Below are 17600 nucleotides of genomic sequence, written 5' to 3'. Positions count from 1 at the left end.
CCCTTCTGCCCCACAGCGCCCCCATGCCCACACGCCACCGCCCCAACACCAAAGCCGCGCAGGCAGCCGCCACCCAGGCCGACCCGCGCTGGGCGGCGGTGGTAGAGCGCAGCACTGGGGCCGATGGAACGTTCTGGTACTCGGTGCAGACCACGGGCGTGTACTGTCGCCCCAGCTGCACGTCGCGCACACCCCGGCCGGAGAACGTGCTGTTCCATGCCAGTTGCGACGATGCGGAGCACGCCGGGTTTCGCCCCTGCCAGCGCTGCAAGCCGCGCCAGGCCACCGCGCTGTCGCACCACGCGGCGCTGGTGACGGAGGCCTGCCGCATCATCGAAAGCGCCGCGCCCGGTGATGCCCCCACGCTCGATGCACTGGCAGCGCGTGTGGGCCTGAGCGCCTCGCACCTGCACCGCATCTTCAAGCAGGCCACGGGCCTCACCCCCAAGGCCTATGCAGTGGCCCAGCGCGCGCAGCGGCTGCGCAGTGCGCTCGACAGCCCGACCACGGACTCGGTGACGGACGCCATCTATGGCGCGGGCTACCAGTCCAGCAGCCGGTTTTACGAACAGTCGGCCCAGGTGCTGGGCATGCGGCCCAGCCAGTACCGTGCGCGGGGTGCGTCGCAAGACATCCGCTTTGCCATCGGCCAATGCTCGCTGGGCGCGATTCTGGTGGCGCAAAGCGACCGTGGTATCTGCGCGATCTTGCTGGGCGACGACCCCGATGCGCTGCTGCGCGAGCTGCAGGACCGGTTTGCGCAGGCCCGCCTGATCGGCAGCGACGCCGCGTTTGAAGCCCTGGTGGCGCAGGTGGTGGCGTTTGTCGAGGCCCCGGGCCTGGGGCTGAACCTGCCGCTGGATGTGCGCGGCACCGCGTTCCAGCAGCGGGTGTGGCGGGTGCTGCAGGCCATACCGGCCGGGCAGACGGCCAGCTATGCCGAGGTGGCCCAGCGCATTGGTAGCCCCAAGGCCGTGCGGGCCGTGGCCCAGGCCTGCGCGGCCAATGGGCTGGCAGTGGCCATCCCGTGCCACCGGGTGGTGAAGAGCGATGGCGCGCTGTCGGGCTACCGCTGGGGCGTTGAGCGCAAACGCGCCCTGCTGGCGCGCGAGTCCGAAACAGAAGCGGCTCCTCTGCACACGGAGAAGGTGGCATGAGCGGGGCGGCTCTTTCGACTCTTTCTACACCCGGCACTCCAGCGGACGGCCTGTGGCATCAACGCGCGGCTGCCATCGACTGGCAGGCCGCCACCGAGGCCTTGCACCAGCAAGGCAATGCCGTGCTGCACCAACTGCTGGACGCCACCGAATGCACCGCCCTGGCGCAGTTGTACGGCCACGCGCAAGAGGGCACCTTTCGCAGCCGCGTGGTGATGCAGCGCCACGGCTTTGGCCAGGGTGAATACCGGTACTTCAGCTACCCGCTGCCCGACCTGGTGGCGGGTCTGCGCGAGGCGCTGTACCCGCATCTGACCCCCATCGCCAACCAATGGAACGCCGCGATGGGCACCGACGTGCGCTACCCCGTGCAACATGCCGACTTCATCGCCCGTTGCCACGCCGCCGGCCAGGTGCGCCCCACCCCGCTGCTGCTGCAGTACGGGTCGGGCGACTACAACTGCCTGCACCAGGACCTGTATGGCGAGCATGTGTTTCCGCTGCAGGTGGCCATCCTGCTGTCGGAGCCGGGGCGCGACTTTACCGGCGGTGAGTTCGTGCTGACCGAACAGCGCCCGCGCATGCAGTCGCGGGCCGAGGTGGTGCCACTTTCGCGCGGCGACGCCGTGGTGTTTGCCGTGCACCACCGCCCCGTGCAGGGCACGCGCGGGCCGTACCGCGTGCAGATGCGCCATGGCGTGAGCCGCCTGCGCAGCGGGCAGCGGCACACGCTGGGCATCATCTTTCATGATGCTGAGTGACGCCGCGCCCGCAGCACCCACAGTGCCCTTGCGGACAGCCCCTCGCCCACAATGACCGATGCCATGACCGCCAGCCTGTTCGACGACCCACCCCAGCCCGCCGGGCCACCCGAAGTGCTGGAGCCCGGCGCCGTAGTGCTGCGCGGCTTTGCGCTGGCCCAGGCGGCGGAGTTGCTGGCTGCGGTGCAGCAGGTCACCGCCCAGGCACCCTTAAGGCACCTGGTGACCCCCGGCGGCCTGACCATGTCGGTGGCCATGACCAACTGCGGCGCGCTGGGCTGGGTGAGTGACCGCAGCGGCTACCGCTATGACCCCATCGACCCGCAGACCGGCCAGCGTTGGCCCGCCATGCCGCTGCTGTTTCGCCAACTCGCGCGCGAAGCCGCTGTAACAGCTGGCTTCGCCGGTTTTGCGCCCGATGCCTGCCTCATCAACCGCTATGCCCCCGGCACGCGCCTGTCACTGCACCAGGACCGCGACGAAGGCAACTACGCCCACCCCATCGTGTCCGTGTCGCTGGGCGTTCCGGCGATGTTTCTGTGGGGCGGCGCGCAGCGGGCGGACAAGACCCGCCGCATCGCGCTGCTGCACGGCGATGTGGTGGTGTGGGGCGGGTCGGCGCGGTTGCGCTTTCATGGAGTGCTGCCCTTGCCCGAGGCGCACCACCCGTTGACGGGTGCGCATCGCATCAACCTCACGTTCAGAAAGGCCGGTTGAGGTCGTCTCAGCGACCCCGCTGAGCTCAGCGCGTGGCGTAGCCGGTCCAGCCGCCAATGGACGCCAGCAGCTTGTCGGCCTGGGCGCGCCCCTTCAGATCCTGGGCGATGGTGAGCTGCCGCCCGCCCCGCAGCTCGGCCACGATGCGGAAGTAGACCTCGCGGCGGCTGTTGCTCTGGACCGCGTAGCTCTCCACCACACGCAGCCGGGCGATTTCGGGGCCGGGCACTTGGTGCCACTGCAGCATCAGGCCCAGCAGGCGCCGCTCGGTACGCAGGCCGTTGTGGTCCAGTCGCACACGCAGGCTGTTGGCCAGGGCGTAGAAACTGCCAAGCAGTACCATGCCGCCCACACCGCCGAATACCAGGCGCAACAGCCACGGCGCCACATCTGCTGATGCCTCCTGCTCCCAAGGCACCAACGCGCCCACGGCCAGAAAAACCGCACCAAACAATGCCAGCGCCAGCTTGAGTCCCCACCAACGTCCGGCCGGAAAGTACATGGTCACCCCGCCAGGTATGCGCTCCACCCGCCCGGGCATCCCGGCGGTCAGCGGCTGGCCGTTGCTGCCCACAAGGCCCTGCGCGGCACGGGCCGGTCGCAGCACATGCACCAGCAGCCCCACACCCACGCCACCAAACACCACCACAAACACCATCTTCAGGGCGAGCAGACCGGGCCGCAGACTGCGGTCGATGACTGCTTGCGCAGGGTCGGTCGGACTGACCCACACCTGTACGGGCGCGCCATCGCGCAGCGCCTGCTCCAGCCGCGCACCCAGCGCTTCCTGAAAATCGCCCACGTTGTCGCCACCGCCACTGATCGCCACGCGATCCCCCTGGTATTCACGCCCCGCCACCTGATAGCGGTAGCTGGCCTTGACGGTGTAGGAGCTGGATTTGCTGCTGCGGCTGGTCTCCAGGCGTGCCGTCACCAGCGTGGCGGGCACGGGCTGCCACCATTGCACGCGTGCCCAGTCGTACAGCGTGGGCAGCACGCTGAGCAGCAGCATGCCCACGCCCACAGCCGCAAATGGCAGGGCAAACAGGCCCAGCAGCCAGCCACCTGCGCGCTTGCCGGTGCGGGCAGCCGGGTTACGTGCGCCCCGAGTAGTGGAGGGTGAAGAAGGTCGTTTCATGGGCAGATAACAGGGCAATCCAGGCTGGAGACCGGCGAGATAACGTAACCGGGTTGTGCCATCTGCCAGCACAGATGGAGGGCCAATTTCAGCATGTACAGGGTGATTTGGGGTACTTTTGGCCGCAAGCGCAGGTTGAATATGCCTTAATAGCTATTAACAACATAGCAAACGATGAGCATCCTGCGTGGCGCAGGCTGCCCACCACCAGCCGCTGCATCTTGGACAGAATGCGCCCATGGCCTCCGCTCCACACCCCACCCACCCTTCGCCCGCCGCAGACCAACCAGCACGGTTTTGGCTCATGAAGTCCGAGCCCGACGAGTGCTCCATCGACGACGCCCTGGTCGCGCCCCAAGCCACCGTGCCCTGGACCGGCGTGCGCAACTACCAGGCCCGCAACTTCATGCGCGATGGAATGCAGGTGGGGGACGGCGTGCTGTTCTACCACTCCAGCTGCCCCGAGCCTGGCATTGCCGGCCTGGCCCGCGTGGCCAGCGGCACCCGCGCCGACCCCACGCAGTTCGACCCTGCATCGCCCTACCACGACCCCAAGTCCCCGGCAGACAACCCTCGCTGGCTGTTGCTGGACGTGCAGGCCGTGCGCAAGACGCGGCTGATCAGCTTGGCCGAGCTGCGCGCCCAGCCGACACTGGCGGACATGCGGGTGCTGCAAAAGGGCAGCCGCCTGTCCATCACGCCGGTAGAGGCGTCAGAGTGGGCCTATATCACCGAGGTGCTGATGTCGGGCGGCTGACGCCCATCCACGCATCGGGCCCGCGGTTGCACAAAAAGGCAATCACAGGCTGCGCTCGGCCGACACATGCCCCTTGTCGGCGTACATGGCCTGGTCGGCTGCACGCAGCAGACCGAACGTCGTAGTGCCATCGCGGGGATAAAGGGCGGTGCCGACCGCGGCCGACACACTCACCACGCGGCCTCCGCCCAGGTCGATGGGTTGCTCGATGGCTGCCATCACCCGCTGCAGCGCCACGCTCACCTCGGCCGGGTCCTTTACGGCGGTGAGCACCAGCACAAACTCGTCCCCCCCGATGCGGGCCGCCGTGTCGTTGCCACGCACCTGCTCCAGCAAGCGGCGGCCAGTGATCTTGAGCACCTCGTCGCCCATATCGTGGCCATAGCGGTCGTTGATGGGCTTGAAGCCGTTGAGGTCGAGATAGCACACCGCCGCCTGGGTATGGGTACGGTCGCACAGCGCAAAGGCCTGGGCCAGCCGGTCGGCCAGCAGCAGCCGGTTGGGTAGGCCGGTCAGGCTGTCGTGGAAGGCAATGTGCTCCACCTGCTCCTGGTACTGCCTCATGGCCGTGATGTCCTGCATGAGCCACAGGGACTCCCCCTCGGCCCCGAGCATCACGCCGTTGACGTCGATCCACACCTCCTCGCCCGTCACCCGGCGCATGCGGCGCTGCTGCCGGTAGTGCTGGCCCGAGGCCACCACCGCATAGGCGTCGCGGCCAAAGGTCAGGAAGTCCTCGCGGTCCACAAACATCTCTTCGGTCGTACGGCCCTGCAGGGCGCCGGGCGCGTAGCCAAAGATGCGCTCCAGCGCCGGGTTGCGCCAGACAATGACGCGGTCCTTGACCTTGGCGATGCCGATCAGGTCGTTGTCCAGCATCGCGTGCTGCTCCAGGTTCAGGGTGTGCAGCTGCTGGCGTGCGGCATGCAGCTCGCTCACGTCGTACATGATGGAGCGGCTCATCACGTACTCGCCCTGCGCGTTGAGGATGGCGGTGGACGACACGCTCACCCGCCGCGGCCCGCGGCCACGGCCGCACAGGTTGAACTCCAGCGGCCCGATCTTCCCGGTCCGCAAAAAGGTCGGGAAATTCGCCACAAACTGCGCCCGGCCTTCCTCGTCAAAGAAATCCGCCGGGCCCAGCTTGCCGATCACTTCTTCGCGCGGCATGCCCAGCCACTGCAAGGTGAGCAGGTTCAGGTGCACATATTTGCCTTGGCCGTCCAGCGCGTAGTACCCGCAAGGCGCATGGTCGTACAGGTCCTGAAACTGCTCGGAGGCCTGCGCCAGCTCGGCTTCGAGCTGGCGGCGCTCGGTGACATCGCGCCCCACCGACTGCCACTCCATCAGTTGGCCGTTGTCGTCGAACAAGGCGCGGTTGCTGAACTGGCACCAGCGGATGGTTCCGTCGCCCGTCACGACGCGGTTTTCCACCACCGCCAGCGGCTGCGCAGGGCTGACGCCCTGCAGCGCCTGCGTGACCAGGGGCAGATCGTCGGGGTGCACGATGGGTGCCCACACCTGGCCCTCCACCTCGTCGCGGCGCAGGTGGAACAGCCGGCAGAACGCCTCGTTCACAAAGGTCATGCGGTTGCTGGCGTCAAACCGGCAAATGATCTCGGTCTGGTCCTCCAGGATCGACAGATACCGCTGCTCGCTTTGGTGCAGGGCCACGGTGCGTTCGGCTACGCGCTGCTCCAACTCGGCGTTGGCGCTTTGCAGTGCCGCACGGCCTTCCAGCAGGCCCTGCGCCATGTTCTGCAGCGCCGAGCGCAGGTGCTGAAACTCCACCGTTTTCATCTCGAAGTCGAGCGCGGCAACCTGTCCGGTGGCCTGCACCTGGCGCGCGGCCTCGGCCAGGCGCTCCACCGGCTGGCTGAAGCGCCGGGCCACCCCGTAGGCCAGCCCGGCCAGCAACGCCGCCATCAGACCCAACAACAGCGCCAGCAGGGTGTGCAGGCGGTTGATGGGCTGCAAGGCCATCTCCAGCGGCTGCCGCGTAACGAGCAACCAGCCCAGGTCGGTGGCGGTCTGGGCGCGCACCGACACCACGGCCGTGAGGTAAGCCTGCCTGGACGTGTCGCCCCAGGACATCACGCGGAACGCGCCCGGCTCAGGCAGGATGGGCAAGGCTGCGCGGGGCTGCTCGACCGCGCCCTCGGTGTTGATGACGCCGTCCTTGTTGACCAGCATGACCTCCAGGCCGTTGGACAAAGGTGCGGCCGGACTTGCGCGGTGGATGATGTCCTGTACCCACGCCCAGTTCACATGCGCGGCAACCACGCCCTTGAGCGCAGAGTCCTGCCCGCGCACGGGCGACGCATAGTCCATGAAACGCAAAGGCACCGGACTGCCTGGCGCGCGCAGCAGCTTGTCCAGCAGCACCGCGTCGTGCGCGTCGCCCACATAAGGCCCCTGGCGGCCCGCACTAAACCAGGGCCGCTGGGACACATCCTGGCCCTGCAGCAGATTGCCCGTGGCCACCTCCACCACGCCCTGGGTGTCGGTCACGCCGATCCATGAATAGAACGGGTAGGACTGCCGGATCTGCTCCAGGTGGGCCTGCAATTGCGGGTTGTAGCCTGAGCCCTGGGTCAGCATGGGCAGGTGGCTCAGCAGAGAAATTTCGCGTTCGCGCTCTTGCATGCCCTGGGCCAGCGCCAACGCAATGGGCTGGCTGGAGTTCATGAGCGACTGCCCGCTGAGGTCCGTGAGCTGTCGGGTCAACAGTTCGTCAGCCAACAGACCCACCGCCAGGCCCGTGGCCACCGCCGTGCCACCAAACAGCAGGGTCAGCCGAGAACGTGTGGTCTGCAGCCAACGGGACACAGAGGAAATCAAGCGCATGGATGCGGACGGTGCGTGCTGCAAAGGGCCCCATTCTGGCAGCGAACCCAGGTCTCAGCAGCGTATTCGCACACACCGGCGCTGGGAAAACCCGCATGCCCCCGGGACGCAACGCCCGCAGGCACCCGCCGCGTCTACACACCCGTCTATGCTGGCACCATGCACACTGCCAAAAACCTGCTGATCGTTTACCACTCGCTCACCGGCGGTACCCACCAGATGGTGGACGCGGCCTGCGCTGGCGCGGCAGCGGCTGACAGCGGGGTGACCGTACGGCTCCTGACCGCCCCTGAGGCCCATGCCGCCGATGTGTTGGCAGCGGACGGCTATCTGTTTGCCACGCCCGAAAACCTGGCGGCTGTCAGCGGCCTGCTCAAGGACTTTTTTGACCGCACCTACTACGGCGCACTCGACCAGATCAATGGCCGCCCCTATGCCAGCCTGGTCTGCGCTGGCAGCGACGGCACCAACGCCGCCCGCCAGATCGCACGCATCGCCACCGGCTGGCGCCTGCGGCCTGTGGCAGACCCACTGATCGTCTGCACCCACGCACAAACGCCCGAGGCCATCCTGGCCCCCAAGCAGATTGCACCGGCCGACCTGGAGCGCTGCCGCGCACTGGGTGAGGCGATGGCGGCGGGGCTGGGGATGGGGGTGTTTTAGGCTGTCGCCGCCAGTTCAGGCGCCTGGTACACCAGCACCTTCAGCGCGCGCTGCGGATCCACATCGGCAAACACAGCCGGATTGGCCACACGCTCCACAAACCGCAGTTCTGGCGCCAGCTCCTGCATCTGGTCCTGCAAAAAGGCCAGGCCCAGCTCGGGCGCATTGAGGCACAGCAGTGCTTGGCCGCCGGGGGCCAGCAGGTCGGGCAGGCGGCGCATCAGGCGGGCGTAGTCCTTGGTGGCGACAAAGCTGCCTTTCTGGTAGCTGGGCGGGTCCACGATGACCAGGCCATACGGGCCGCTGCGGTTGATCTTGCCCCAGCTGCTGAAGATGTCGTGCGGCAGGAAGGTGGCACCCGAGGTGATGCCGTTGAGCTGGTGGTTCTGCTGCCCGATGCCGATGGCGCCATGGCTCATGTCCACATTGACCACCTGTTTGGCGCCCGCCTGCAGCGCCACCACCGAAAACGCGCAGGTGTAGGCAAACAGGTTCAGCACCTTGAGGCCGTAGCGGTCCTGGCTGCGCGCGGCGGCGTAGTCATGCACCCAGCGGCGGCCTGCGGCCATGTCCAGGAACAGGCCGTGGTTCTGGCCACGCAGCACATGCACGCGGTAGCGCACGCCCGCTTCGGTGACCACATGGGGGTCAGGTACGGCGCCGGCCATCAGGCGCGTTTCGCTGCGGCCCTCAATGCGCAGGGCCTCGCCCCGGTGCTGGAAGACCCAGTTCAGCGGCTGGCCTTCGGGCGCAATCTGCGACCAGCGTGCCTGCAGCGCCGCGCCGATGATCTCCAGTTCGGCGTCGCTGACTGGGGCAAAGCTCGTCAGCACCAGCACCGGCGGGTACGCGTCCAGCACCCACTGCTCGCAGCCCGGAAACAGCCCACCCCGGCCGTGGAAGACGCGCTGGGCGTCGGTGGGCAGGGGCATGGCGGCAATGGCGTCGAGCAGGGCTTGCATGGAGAAGAATGACAACAAAAAACAGTTTGAGAATCAAAACAGCACCAAGCGCTAGTAAATCATGCCTGAGCAGCTATTGATTCAATAGCAACGCAGCATTATCGCCGCCGGCGCTGGCGCAAACACCCACCAGCGACAGCGAATGCCATCGGCCTGCCTACACCGGCCCGTCGTCGCCAGACAGCCCCTGCCGCCCCAGCCACTGCTTGCGCGACGTGCGCAGCTTGAAGCGCTGACGGTAGGCCCCTGGCGTCACCCCCGCCACGCGGGTGAACACCTTGCGGAAACTTCCCGTGTCGTTGTAGCCGCATTGCTGCGCCACATCGTCCACTGTGAGGTAGGTGGTCTGCAGCAGCGCCTGGGCCTGGGCAATGCGCAGCCGGTGCAGGTAGTCCTGTGGTGTTTCGCCATGCACCTGGGCAAACCAGCGCAGCAAGGTGCGCGGGCTGGTGGCGGCGGCGCGGGCCGTAGCCTGCAGGCTGTAGGGTTCGTTGCGGTGGTCCTGTAGCCAGCGCCGCGCCTGCTCCAGCGCGCCCGCAGCCAGGGGGTGGCCCGTGGGGGTCTCCATGGCGGTGGTGGCGGTCAGCTGGCGCTGGGGATCGAACAGCAGCGCGTGCGATGCGGCCTGCGCCAGCTCGGCCGCCGGTGTCTGGGCCAGCAGGTCCAACATGGCCGCCAGGGTGTCTTGCAGCGAGGCCGTGGTCCACAGGGCGCCATCGCGCTGCCAGGTGCGTTCCCGCTGCCAGACTACCTCGGCCACATCGGCCGTCTTCGCGCCGGCCTCGCTGGACTGCAGCACGATGGACGGCGCAAACACCCAGGGCAGCGCCGCCTTGCGCCCCGCCAGCAGGCCACAGTGCGCCAGCAGGCTGGACCCGTTGAACAGCGCTGCCACCAGCCCGCCCCGCTGCAGGTGGCCCCTAAGCATGGCGCCAAAGTGCTGGCTATAGCGTTGACTGATCTCGCGCAACTGCGGCCCGGTGGGGACCAGCCAGCCGGGGATGACGACCACATCCAGCACCTCTGGGCCCACGTCTGCGCCGGGCACCGGCGGCGGGGCGGCATCGCGCTCCTGCGGCATCTGCAGCCACAACCAGCGCACCACGGGCTGCGCGCCCCCTGGGCGCATCGCCGCCAGCATGTTCATGGCGCGCAGAGCGTCCACCGCAGCGGCGGCGGTACTGGCAATGCTGCCGTGCCCCCAGAGGATGCCTACGTTCAGGCAAGACGGCGGGGCAGTTTTGGCAAGGGGCATGGTGGCGATATTGCCACCATTCGTGGCCAGACCACCACCTCTTTGCAGTGTTACTGGGCAGTAGCATGAACGTGCGACGACAGCACCCCGCAGCCATTGCTCTGCGTTGCGGGCCCACACAAACGGAGACACAAACCCATGCACGAACCCTCAACCCATCGCGGCCTCTCGATGGCCCTGACCACCCTGGCAGCGGCCTGCACCGCCCTCTTCCTGGCGGGCTGCGCCGGCCAGCCAGGCGCTGCAGGCACAGACCGCAGCGTGACCATTGAGCGCACCACCTACGGCATTCCGCACATCACCGCGAACGACGCCGAATCGCTGGCCTACGGCGTGGCGTACGCCTACGCGCAAGACAACGTCTGCATGACTGCTGACCAGCTTGTGACCGCGCGGGGCCAGCGCAGCAGCACCTTTGGCGCACAGACCATCGGGCTGCTGGGCCGCCGCTATATCCCCAACGCGCAGATCGACCTGTTCATGGCCGCCCACATGGACGACGCCATGCTGGAGCGCGCCTGGGCCAAGACCAGTGCCGAAACGCAAGCCCTGGCGCGCGGCTATGTGGCGGGCTACAACCGATTCCTGGTCGACAACGCCGCCACGCTGCCCGAGGCCTGCCGGGGCAAGCCCTGGGTGCAACCCATGACCATGGCCCAGTACCGCCGCATGGCCGAAGTGGTGGCCGTGCAGGCTGGCATCGCCGCGCTGGCCGACGGCATGCTGGGCGCCCAGCCGCCCGCCGCCAAGGCGGCGCAGGCACCCGCTGCTGACGTGAACCTGGCCGATGCCGCCCAGGCGCTGCGCGATGTGGGCCTGCTCGATTCGCCCCTGGGCTCCAACGCCTGGGCCTTTGGCAAGGACGTGACGGCCAACGGCAGCGGCATGCTGCTGGGCAACCCGCACTTCCCGTGGAGCGGCCCCAATCGCTTCTATGAAATGCACCTCACCATGCCCGGCCAGATGGACGTGATGGGCGTGGGCATCGGCACCTACCCCATGGTCTCCATCGGCTTCAACAAAGACGTGGCCTGGTCTCACACGGTGTCCACCGGCAAGCGTTTCACCTTTTACGAAGTCACTCTGGCCGAAGGCGACCCCACCACCTACCTGGTGGACGGCAAGCCCGAGAAGATGACCGCCCGCAAGGTCAACACCCAGATCCCCGGCCCGGACGGCAAGCTGCAGACGCGGGAGCACACCGTGTGGTCCACCCGCTGGGGCCCGCTGGTGGTGGTGCCCCGCGCGGGCCTGACCTGGAACGCCAAGACCGCCTACGCCCTGCGCGACGCCAACACCGGCAACACCCGCATGATGGACGCGGCCCTGGCCTTTGCGCGTGCACGCTCGGTGCAAGACCTGCACAAGGCCCACGCCAACCTGGGCCTGCCCTGGGTGAACACGCTGGCGGCCGACCGCAGCGGCCAGGCCATGTATGCCGACGTGAGCGTGGTGCCCGACGTGGACGCCGCCCAGCTCGCCCGTTGCGCCCCCAGCCAGCCCGCCGCCGCACTGCGCGCCGCAGCCGGCTTGGTGGTGCTGAACGGATCACGCGCCGACTGCGACTGGCGCCGCGACAACGCATCGCCCGTGCCAGGACTCATCCCCATCGGCCGCATGCCGGTGGCCTTCCGCACAGACTGGGTGCACAACAGCAACGACAGCTTTGTCTACACCCACCCCGGCCAGAAGTTTGAGGGCATCTCGCCCCTGGTGGGCGACGCCAGCCTGACCCGGCCACGCACCCGCGCCGGTCTGGCCGAGATTCCTGAAATGCTCAGCCGGGGCAAGGTCACGCTGCAGGCCATCCAGGGCCAGTTGTTCGAGAACCGCAACTTCATGGCCCAAGTGGTAGTACCCGACCTGCTGGCTGCGTGCGACAAGGCCCCCACGGCCGAATCCCGCGACGGCTGCACGGCCCTCAAAGGCTGGGACCGCCGCAACAACGTCGATGCCCGCGGCGCCCATGTGTTCCGCGAGTTCTGGCGCACCGCGCGCAACATCCCCGGCGTGCACCGCGTGCCCTTCGACCCTGCGCAACCCGTGGCCACCCCGGCAGGCCTGAAGATGGACGACGCCACCACCGCTGCCAAGGTGTGGGAGGCGCTGGACGGCGCCGTCAAGGCCATCCGCACCAGCGGCTACACGCTCGACGCCACGCTGGGCAGCGTGCAACGCCCCGCCATCACCGAAGAAGCGATTGCGCTGCACGGCGGCGAGGAGTTTGAAGGCGTGCTCAACAACCTGGGCCGCCAAGAGCCCGCGCCCATCAACAAGGCGGGTCTGCGCATCGACTACGGCACCAGCTATGTGCAGACCGTGACCTTCGACGCCAAGGGCCCGGTGGCCCAGGCCATCCTGACCTACGGCCAGTCCACCAACCCCGCATCGCCCCACGCCAACGACCAGATGCGCGAGTTCTCGGCCAAGCGCTGGCATACCCTGCCCTTCCACCGCGACGACGTGGTGAAGGCGCGCGTGGGCGAGCCACTGCGGCTGGTGCGGCCTTGAGCCGGTAACGCAGGCCTTTAGCCGGCGTGGCCCAGCAACCCCAAGGCCACATGCTGCAGCAGCATGATGGTCTTGCCGTCCTGTATCGTGCCGTTGGCAATGCCCGCCAGGGCGTCGGCCAGCGGCATATCGATCACCTCGATGTCTTCGCCCTCTCCCTCTAGGCCGCCGCCGCTGCGGATGCGGTCGCCGGGCTCGTATTCGGCCACGAAGAGGTGCAGCTTCTCCGTCACCGAGCCCGGGCTCATGTACGCCTCGAACACCTTGCGCGGCTGGCGCACGCGGTAGCCGGTTTCTTCCTCGGCCTCGCGGCGGATGCAGGTTTCGGGGTCGTCGCCGTCAAGCAGGCCTGCGCAGGTCTCGATCAGCAAACCGTCAGCGCAACCATTGAGAAAGGCGGGCAGCCGGAACTGGCGCGTCAGCACCACGGTGCTGCGGCGCGGGTCGAACAACAGCAGCGCGGCGCCGTTGCCCCGGTCATAGGCCTCGCGGCTCATCGTCTGCCATTGGCCGTCGCGCCGGCGCAGTGAGCAGGTGACCTTGCGCAGCACATACCAGTTGTCGGAGAGCACCTGCACCTCCAGCAGCTTCACATGCTCGGTGCGGGCGTTCAGCTCGGCGACGGGGACATCGGGCACGGGGCGGCTCATGCAAGGCTCCCTTCGGACTGGCTTGGGTGGCAACTTACGGCAGGCGCCAACGCTGACGCGGTGCGGTCTGGTGATTTGTGCATATTTTTGACAACGTTGATTTACGCAATATCATGCACAAACACGAAAATTCGTGCAATCACTGGACGTAACCCTTCATGCTGACCACCCAACGCAAACAGCTCCTGCTCGCTCGACTTCAGCAGGACGGCCAGATCGTGGCCAAGGCCTTCAGCGAAGAGCTGGGTATCTCGGAAGACACCGTGCGGCGTGACCTGCGCGAGCTGGCCGCCGAGGGCCGCCTGCAGCGTGTGCACGGCGGCGCCCTGCCCGCCCCGGCCGCTGTGGGCAATCTGCAGGCGCGCGAACAACTCGCGCCCGAAGACAAACGCGCCCTGGGCCGCGCCGGGGCCGCGCTGGTGTTGCCCGGCCAGGTGGTGATCCTGGACGGGGGCACCACGTCATTGCAGGTGGTGCAGCACCTGCCGCTGGACTTGCGCGCCACCGTGGTCACGCACAGCCCCACCGTGGCGGTGGCGCTGGCTGGGCACACGCAGGTGGAGGTGCTGATGCTGGGGGGGCGTTTGTTCCGCCACTCGATGGTGAATGTGGGTGCCAGCGTGGTCGAGGCCGCCGCCCAGCTGCGGGCCGACCTGTACCTGATGGGTGTGACCGGCGTGCATGCCGAGGCCGGCCTGACCACGGGAGACTTTGAGGAAGCCGCCGTCAAGCGCGCCCTGCACCAGCGGGCGGCAGAAACGGTGGTGCTGGCCTCAATTGACAAGCTGGGCACGGCATCCCCGTTCAGCGTGGCCCCCTTGCGCGAACTGGCCGCGCTGGTGGTGCCCGCCGCCACGCCGCAGGCGCTGCGCAAAAAGCTGCAGGCCGGCGGCGCCAAGGTGGAGATCGCTGCAGGCTGATCAGGCAATCAGGCAGCAGCGGCGCCACCGCCCTGGCGCAGGTGCTCGACCAGAGCTGCGGCAAAGCCCGTCAGCACCGCGCCCTTGCGCACGCAGATTTGCAAGTCGCGCTGCGCCCAAGGCTCGTCCAGCTCCACCAGCACCGGCGGCTCGCTCAGGCCCGCCACCTGCAGGGCCGCGCCCCGGGGCACCAGGCCAATGCCAACGCCCGCGCCCACCATGCGGCACACGGCTTCAAAACTCCGCACCTGAATGCGCACGTCCAGGTGCCGCCCCAGCGCGGCGGCGGCATTGGTCGTGAAGGTGTGGATGGCCGAGCCCGCGTGCAGCATCACAAAAGCCTGGTCCAGCACCTCGGCAAACCCCACACGGCCGCGCCCTGCCAGTGCATGGCCTGCGGGCACGATGAGCACCAGGCGGTCCTGCCGGTACGGCGACAGCTCGACCCCAGCGCCTGTGCCGCTGTCTGCCAGCACGCCCACCTCGATCTCGCCGTTGGCCACGGCCACCACAATTTCGGCGCTGGTGCGCTCTTCCAGGCTCACGCTGACCTGGGGGTGCCGCTTGAGAAAGCCCGCCAGGTCATCCGGCAAAAAGGTGTGGGTGGCATGCGTGTTGGCCCACAGGCTCACATGGCCGCGAATGCCGGTGGCAAATGGCGAGAGGTTGGCATGCATCTGCTCGATGCTGGCCAGCACCTGGCGGGCGTTGCGCAGCAGGGCATCGCCCGCGCGGGTCAGCGCCACGCCCCGCGTCTGGCGCTCGAACAGCGAGGTGTTCAGCGCCTCCTCCAGCCGCCGCAGCCGGTGGCTGGCCGACGACGGCGCCAGATACGCACGCGCGGCGCCGCGCGTGAGGTTGCGCTCTTCGGCAATGGCGACAAACAGGCGCAGGTCGGTGAGGTCGTAGTTCAAAGCGGGCCCCTGGCGTTCGTCAGTCACGAACGCACGGTTGCTGGATCAGCAATTGTGCCTTGCAGCATTCAGAGGCAGGATGCCAGCCTTCCCGATACAAAGTACGCAAATCGTTCGGCATAACCGTACGAAATGTGCTAACCCGATACATGCCCTGGAAAAACTGGTCCTCCGAACGCCTCGGCCTTGCCCTTGCCATCCTCGCAGCGCTGGGCTTCTCCTTCAAAGCCATCTTTGTGAAACTGGCCTATGCCGTACCCCAGGCCGTGCCGGTGGATTCCGTCACCCTGCTGTGCCTGCGCATGGCGTTTTCGGTGCCCGTGTTCGCCTGGGTGGGTTGGCGCGCCAGCCGCAACCTGGCTCCGCTGACCGGGCGCGACTGGCTGGCCATCGTGGCGCTGGGCCTGCTGGGCTACTACGGCGCGAGCATTCTCGACTTCATCGGCCTGCAGTACATCACCGCCAGCCTGGAGCGGTTGATCCTTTTCACCTACCCCACGCTCACCATCGTGATCGGCGTGCTGTTCATGGGCAAGCGGGCCTCCCGGCGCGAGTTGAGTGCGCTGTTGTTGTCCTACGCAGGCATTGGCCTGGCCTTTGCGCACGACCTGCATGTGGCGGGCGATTCGCACGCCGTGTTGGTGGGCGCAGGGTTTGTGTTTGGCTCGGCCGTGTCGTATGCGTTCTACCAGGCGGGCAGCGAGCCCGCCATCCGGCGCATGGGCGCGGCGCGCTTCACGGCGCTGGCGATGCTGGTCTCCACGGGCGCCACGCTGCTGCATTTTGTGGTCTCGCAACCTGCGGGAGCGCTGGTGCAGCCCGCGCCGGTCTACCTGCATGCGCTCGGCATGGCTGTGTTCTCCACGGTGTTGCCGGTGTTCATGACCTCGGCCGCGATCCGCCGCATCGGTGCCTCCAAGACCGCGCTGATCGGCACGCTGGGCCCCATCCTGACGATCTTTTTTGGCGTCTGGTTGCTGGGCGAGCCGTTGACCTGGTGGCAGATGGGTGGTGCGGCACTGGTGCTCGCGGGGGTGATGCTGATCGGGCGCCGCAGCGCACCCCCACCCTTGCCGAAGGCTGCAAAGCCTGCGATGTAGGCCCGCCGTCTGCAGGACCGGCTAGGGCAGGTTTTCCCGAAAGATGACCTGGCTGCGCGTGGCCTCCACGCCGCTCGTGGCGTCCCGCCCGTCCCGCAGGTTGGCAAAGATGCGCACGCAGTTCATCACCGCGCCGAGCGGGTTCTGGGTGATGACCGCATCCATGGTGCCGTCGATCAGCAGCGCGCGGGTGTCGGGCGTGAGGCCATGGCCGATGAAGACGACCTTGTGCTCCAGCCCAGCCTCCTTGAGGGCGCGGCCGATGCCTTCGGCGCCGCCACCGATGTTGTAGATGCCAGCCAGGTCCGGGTGCTGCTCCAGCAGACCGCGTGCCTGCTGGTAGTTGCGCTCGGCGTCGTCCTGGCCCTCGCGCACACCTACCACTTGCACCAAAGGGAATTGTTCTTCGAACAAGTGCAGAAAGCCTGCCTCGCGCTCCTCGTGCGCGCGGTAGCGCAGCGAGCCCACGATCATCGCCACGCGGGCGTTGCGGCTATGCGCCAGCGGGCCCATGAAGCGGGCAATGAGGTAGCCGGCGGTGCGGCCCGCCGCACGGTTGTCCAGGCCCACATAGGCCGCCCGGCGCGAACTCGACAGGTCCGAGATCAGCGTGACGGTGGGCACACCCTGCTCGGCCAGTTGGGCCACGGCCTCACGCACCACGGGGTGCTCCAGCGCCATGAACGCAATGCCGTCGCAGCGCTTGCCATGGTGCAGCAGCGCGCGGGCCAGGGCTTCGGGGTTGAAGCTCTCAATGTAGGCCGCCTGGCAGCGCACGTTGAACGGTGCCCAATGCTCCTGCGCGTAGCCGATCACATCGCCCAGCATCTGCAAAAAGCGGTTGCTGCCCTCGGGGATCAGCACCATCAAACGCAGGGGCTGTGGCTGGGCCTGCAGCGTCGCGTGCGCCTCTGCCTGCGGCAAATACCCCAGGCTGATGGCCGCCTGCATCACGCGCTGCACGGTGGCACTGCGTACCCCGGCGCGCTGGTTGAGCACCCGGTCCACCGTGGCGGTGGAGACGCCGGACAACTGGGCGATATCGGGGATGCGGGGGTGTTTGGACATAAAAATCAATCAAAACCCATCATTGAATTTGCTGGTATTTGATGGATTCTGCGGATAGTATCACTGCAGCTTCGGTGCCGAAAGGCATCAAATTCGATCAGTACAAACCCTAGATTGCGGCGGCACAGACCGACTGCACAGGAGACAAGCCCATGCCTGATAGCCCTTCTTCCTTCCGCC

15 protein-coding genes are annotated in these 17600 nt (G+C 67.6%); 8 read left to right on the top strand and 7 right to left on the bottom strand.

The window, feature by feature from the left end:
- The first annotated feature begins 23 nt into the window (after positions 1-23).
- The 3 genes from ada to alkB all read left to right on the top strand — a co-directional run bounded on the left by ada (position 24) and on the right by alkB (position 2635).
- Entirely contained in the window at positions 24-1157 is a 1134-nt protein-coding gene (gene ada / locus ASD94_RS15235) for a bifunctional DNA-binding transcriptional regulator/O6-methylguanine-DNA methyltransferase Ada (protein WP_056645050.1), read from the top strand.
- Positions 1154-1918: a 2OG-Fe(II) oxygenase gene (locus tag ASD94_RS15230; protein WP_235510680.1), complete on the top strand. Its 765-nt coding sequence runs from the start codon at positions 1154-1156 to the stop codon at positions 1916-1918. Before ada ends, ASD94_RS15230 begins: the two co-directional genes overlap by 4 nt.
- 63 nt (positions 1919-1981) lie before the next feature.
- Positions 1982-2635 (top strand): DNA oxidative demethylase AlkB, encoded by a 654-nt coding sequence (alkB, locus tag ASD94_RS15225; RefSeq protein WP_056645044.1) that lies wholly within the window; start codon positions 1982-1984, stop codon positions 2633-2635.
- 25 nt (positions 2636-2660) lie between these two features.
- On the opposite strand, the gene ASD94_RS15220 is transcribed toward alkB, so the two are convergent.
- Positions 2661-3773 carry a DUF3592 domain-containing protein gene (locus ASD94_RS15220; RefSeq protein WP_056644384.1) on the bottom strand — a complete coding sequence of 371 codons (1113 nt, stop codon included), beginning with the start codon at positions 3771-3773 and terminating at the stop codon, positions 2661-2663.
- A 238-nt stretch (positions 3774-4011) separates the two neighbouring features.
- Here ASD94_RS15220 and ASD94_RS15215 point away from each other — a divergent pair, with 238 nt between their 5' ends.
- Entirely contained in the window at positions 4012-4530 is a 519-nt protein-coding gene (locus tag ASD94_RS15215) for an EVE domain-containing protein (protein WP_056645042.1), read from the top strand.
- A gap of 42 nt (positions 4531-4572) precedes the next feature.
- Here ASD94_RS15215 and ASD94_RS15210 read toward each other — a convergent pair whose 3' ends face one another.
- Positions 4573-7377: a diguanylate cyclase domain-containing protein gene (locus ASD94_RS15210; RefSeq protein WP_056644382.1), complete on the bottom strand. Its 2805-nt coding sequence runs from the start codon at positions 7375-7377 to the stop codon at positions 4573-4575.
- 159 nt (positions 7378-7536) lie between these two features.
- On the opposite strand from ASD94_RS15210, the gene ASD94_RS15205 reads away from it, so the two are divergent.
- Positions 7537-8040 carry a flavodoxin family protein gene (locus ASD94_RS15205; protein ID WP_056644379.1) on the top strand — a complete coding sequence of 168 codons (504 nt, stop codon included), beginning with the start codon at positions 7537-7539 and terminating at the stop codon, positions 8038-8040.
- Here ASD94_RS15205 and ASD94_RS15200 read toward each other — a convergent pair.
- Both ASD94_RS15200 and ASD94_RS15195 read right to left on the bottom strand, forming a co-directional pair.
- Positions 8037-9002: a class I SAM-dependent methyltransferase gene (locus ASD94_RS15200; RefSeq protein WP_056644376.1), complete on the bottom strand. Its 966-nt coding sequence runs from the start codon at positions 9000-9002 to the stop codon at positions 8037-8039. The two genes, ASD94_RS15205 and ASD94_RS15200, sit on opposite strands and share 4 nt — an antisense overlap.
- Before the next feature lie 157 nt (positions 9003-9159).
- On the bottom strand, positions 9160-10257 hold the full coding sequence (locus tag ASD94_RS15195; RefSeq protein ID WP_235510679.1) for a GlxA family transcriptional regulator: 1098 nt from the start codon (positions 10255-10257) through the stop codon (positions 9160-9162).
- Between the two features lie 138 nt (positions 10258-10395).
- On the opposite strand from ASD94_RS15195, the gene ASD94_RS15190 reads away from it, so the two are divergent.
- A complete protein-coding gene (locus tag ASD94_RS15190; protein ID WP_056644372.1) occupies positions 10396-12768 on the top strand; it encodes a penicillin acylase family protein in 2373 nt (790 codons plus the stop codon).
- A gap of 17 nt (positions 12769-12785) precedes the next feature.
- Here the strand turns inward: ASD94_RS15190 and ASD94_RS15185 are convergent, their stop codons facing one another.
- Entirely contained in the window at positions 12786-13418 is a 633-nt protein-coding gene (locus ASD94_RS15185; protein WP_056644369.1) for an NUDIX domain-containing protein, read from the bottom strand.
- A gap of 158 nt (positions 13419-13576) precedes the next feature.
- Between ASD94_RS15185 and ASD94_RS15180 the strand changes: the two genes are divergently transcribed.
- On the top strand, positions 13577-14338 hold the full coding sequence (locus tag ASD94_RS15180; protein ID WP_056644366.1) for a DeoR/GlpR family DNA-binding transcription regulator: 762 nt from the start codon (positions 13577-13579) through the stop codon (positions 14336-14338).
- Between the two features lie 8 nt (positions 14339-14346).
- Here ASD94_RS15180 and ASD94_RS15175 read toward each other — a convergent pair whose 3' ends face one another.
- Positions 14347-15279 (bottom strand): LysR family transcriptional regulator, encoded by a 933-nt coding sequence (locus ASD94_RS15175; protein WP_233247179.1) that lies wholly within the window; start codon positions 15277-15279, stop codon positions 14347-14349.
- Positions 15280-15401: 122 nt separating this feature from the next.
- Here ASD94_RS15175 and ASD94_RS15170 point away from each other — a divergent pair, with 122 nt between their 5' ends.
- Positions 15402-16352 carry a DMT family transporter gene (locus ASD94_RS15170; protein WP_056644363.1) on the top strand — a complete coding sequence of 317 codons (951 nt, stop codon included), beginning with the start codon at positions 15402-15404 and terminating at the stop codon, positions 16350-16352.
- A gap of 21 nt (positions 16353-16373) precedes the next feature.
- Here ASD94_RS15170 and ASD94_RS15165 read toward each other — a convergent pair whose 3' ends face one another.
- Positions 16374-17420 carry a LacI family DNA-binding transcriptional regulator gene (locus ASD94_RS15165; protein WP_056644360.1) on the bottom strand — a complete coding sequence of 349 codons (1047 nt, stop codon included), beginning with the start codon at positions 17418-17420 and terminating at the stop codon, positions 16374-16376.
- Between the last annotated feature and the right edge of the window lie 180 nt (positions 17421-17600).

It is taken from the genome of Acidovorax sp. Root70 (genome assembly GCF_001428225.1).
GTDB lineage: Bacteria > Pseudomonadota > Gammaproteobacteria > Burkholderiales > Burkholderiaceae_C > Acidovorax.
This window is presented reverse-complemented; position numbering and strand designations above follow the sequence as displayed.

Excerpts from the sequence above, each read along its gene's own strand:
- ada (WP_056645050.1), top strand. The coding sequence starts at position 24 with ATGCCCACACGCCACCGCCCCAACACCAAAGCCGCGCAGGCAGCCGCC.
- ASD94_RS15230 (WP_235510680.1), top strand. The coding sequence starts at position 1,154 with ATGAGCGGGGCGGCTCTTTCGACTCTTTCTACACCCGGCACTCCAGCG.
- alkB (WP_056645044.1), top strand. The coding sequence starts at position 1,982 with ATGACCGCCAGCCTGTTCGACGACCCACCCCAGCCCGCCGGGCCACCC.
- ASD94_RS15220 (WP_056644384.1), bottom strand. The coding sequence starts at position 3,773 with ATGAAACGACCTTCTTCACCCTCCACTACTCGGGGCGCACGTAACCCG.
- ASD94_RS15215 (WP_056645042.1), top strand. The coding sequence starts at position 4,012 with ATGGCCTCCGCTCCACACCCCACCCACCCTTCGCCCGCCGCAGACCAA.
- ASD94_RS15210 (WP_056644382.1), bottom strand. The coding sequence starts at position 7,377 with ATGCGCTTGATTTCCTCTGTGTCCCGTTGGCTGCAGACCACACGTTCT.
- ASD94_RS15205 (WP_056644379.1), top strand. The coding sequence starts at position 7,537 with ATGCACACTGCCAAAAACCTGCTGATCGTTTACCACTCGCTCACCGGC.
- ASD94_RS15200 (WP_056644376.1), bottom strand. The coding sequence starts at position 9,002 with ATGCAAGCCCTGCTCGACGCCATTGCCGCCATGCCCCTGCCCACCGAC.
- ASD94_RS15195 (WP_235510679.1), bottom strand. The coding sequence starts at position 10,257 with ATGCCCCTTGCCAAAACTGCCCCGCCGTCTTGCCTGAACGTAGGCATC.
- ASD94_RS15190 (WP_056644372.1), top strand. The coding sequence starts at position 10,396 with ATGCACGAACCCTCAACCCATCGCGGCCTCTCGATGGCCCTGACCACC.
- ASD94_RS15185 (WP_056644369.1), bottom strand. The coding sequence starts at position 13,418 with ATGAGCCGCCCCGTGCCCGATGTCCCCGTCGCCGAGCTGAACGCCCGC.
- ASD94_RS15180 (WP_056644366.1), top strand. The coding sequence starts at position 13,577 with ATGCTGACCACCCAACGCAAACAGCTCCTGCTCGCTCGACTTCAGCAG.
- ASD94_RS15170 (WP_056644363.1), top strand. The coding sequence starts at position 15,402 with ATGCCCTGGAAAAACTGGTCCTCCGAACGCCTCGGCCTTGCCCTTGCC.
- ASD94_RS15165 (WP_056644360.1), bottom strand. The coding sequence starts at position 17,420 with ATGTCCAAACACCCCCGCATCCCCGATATCGCCCAGTTGTCCGGCGTC.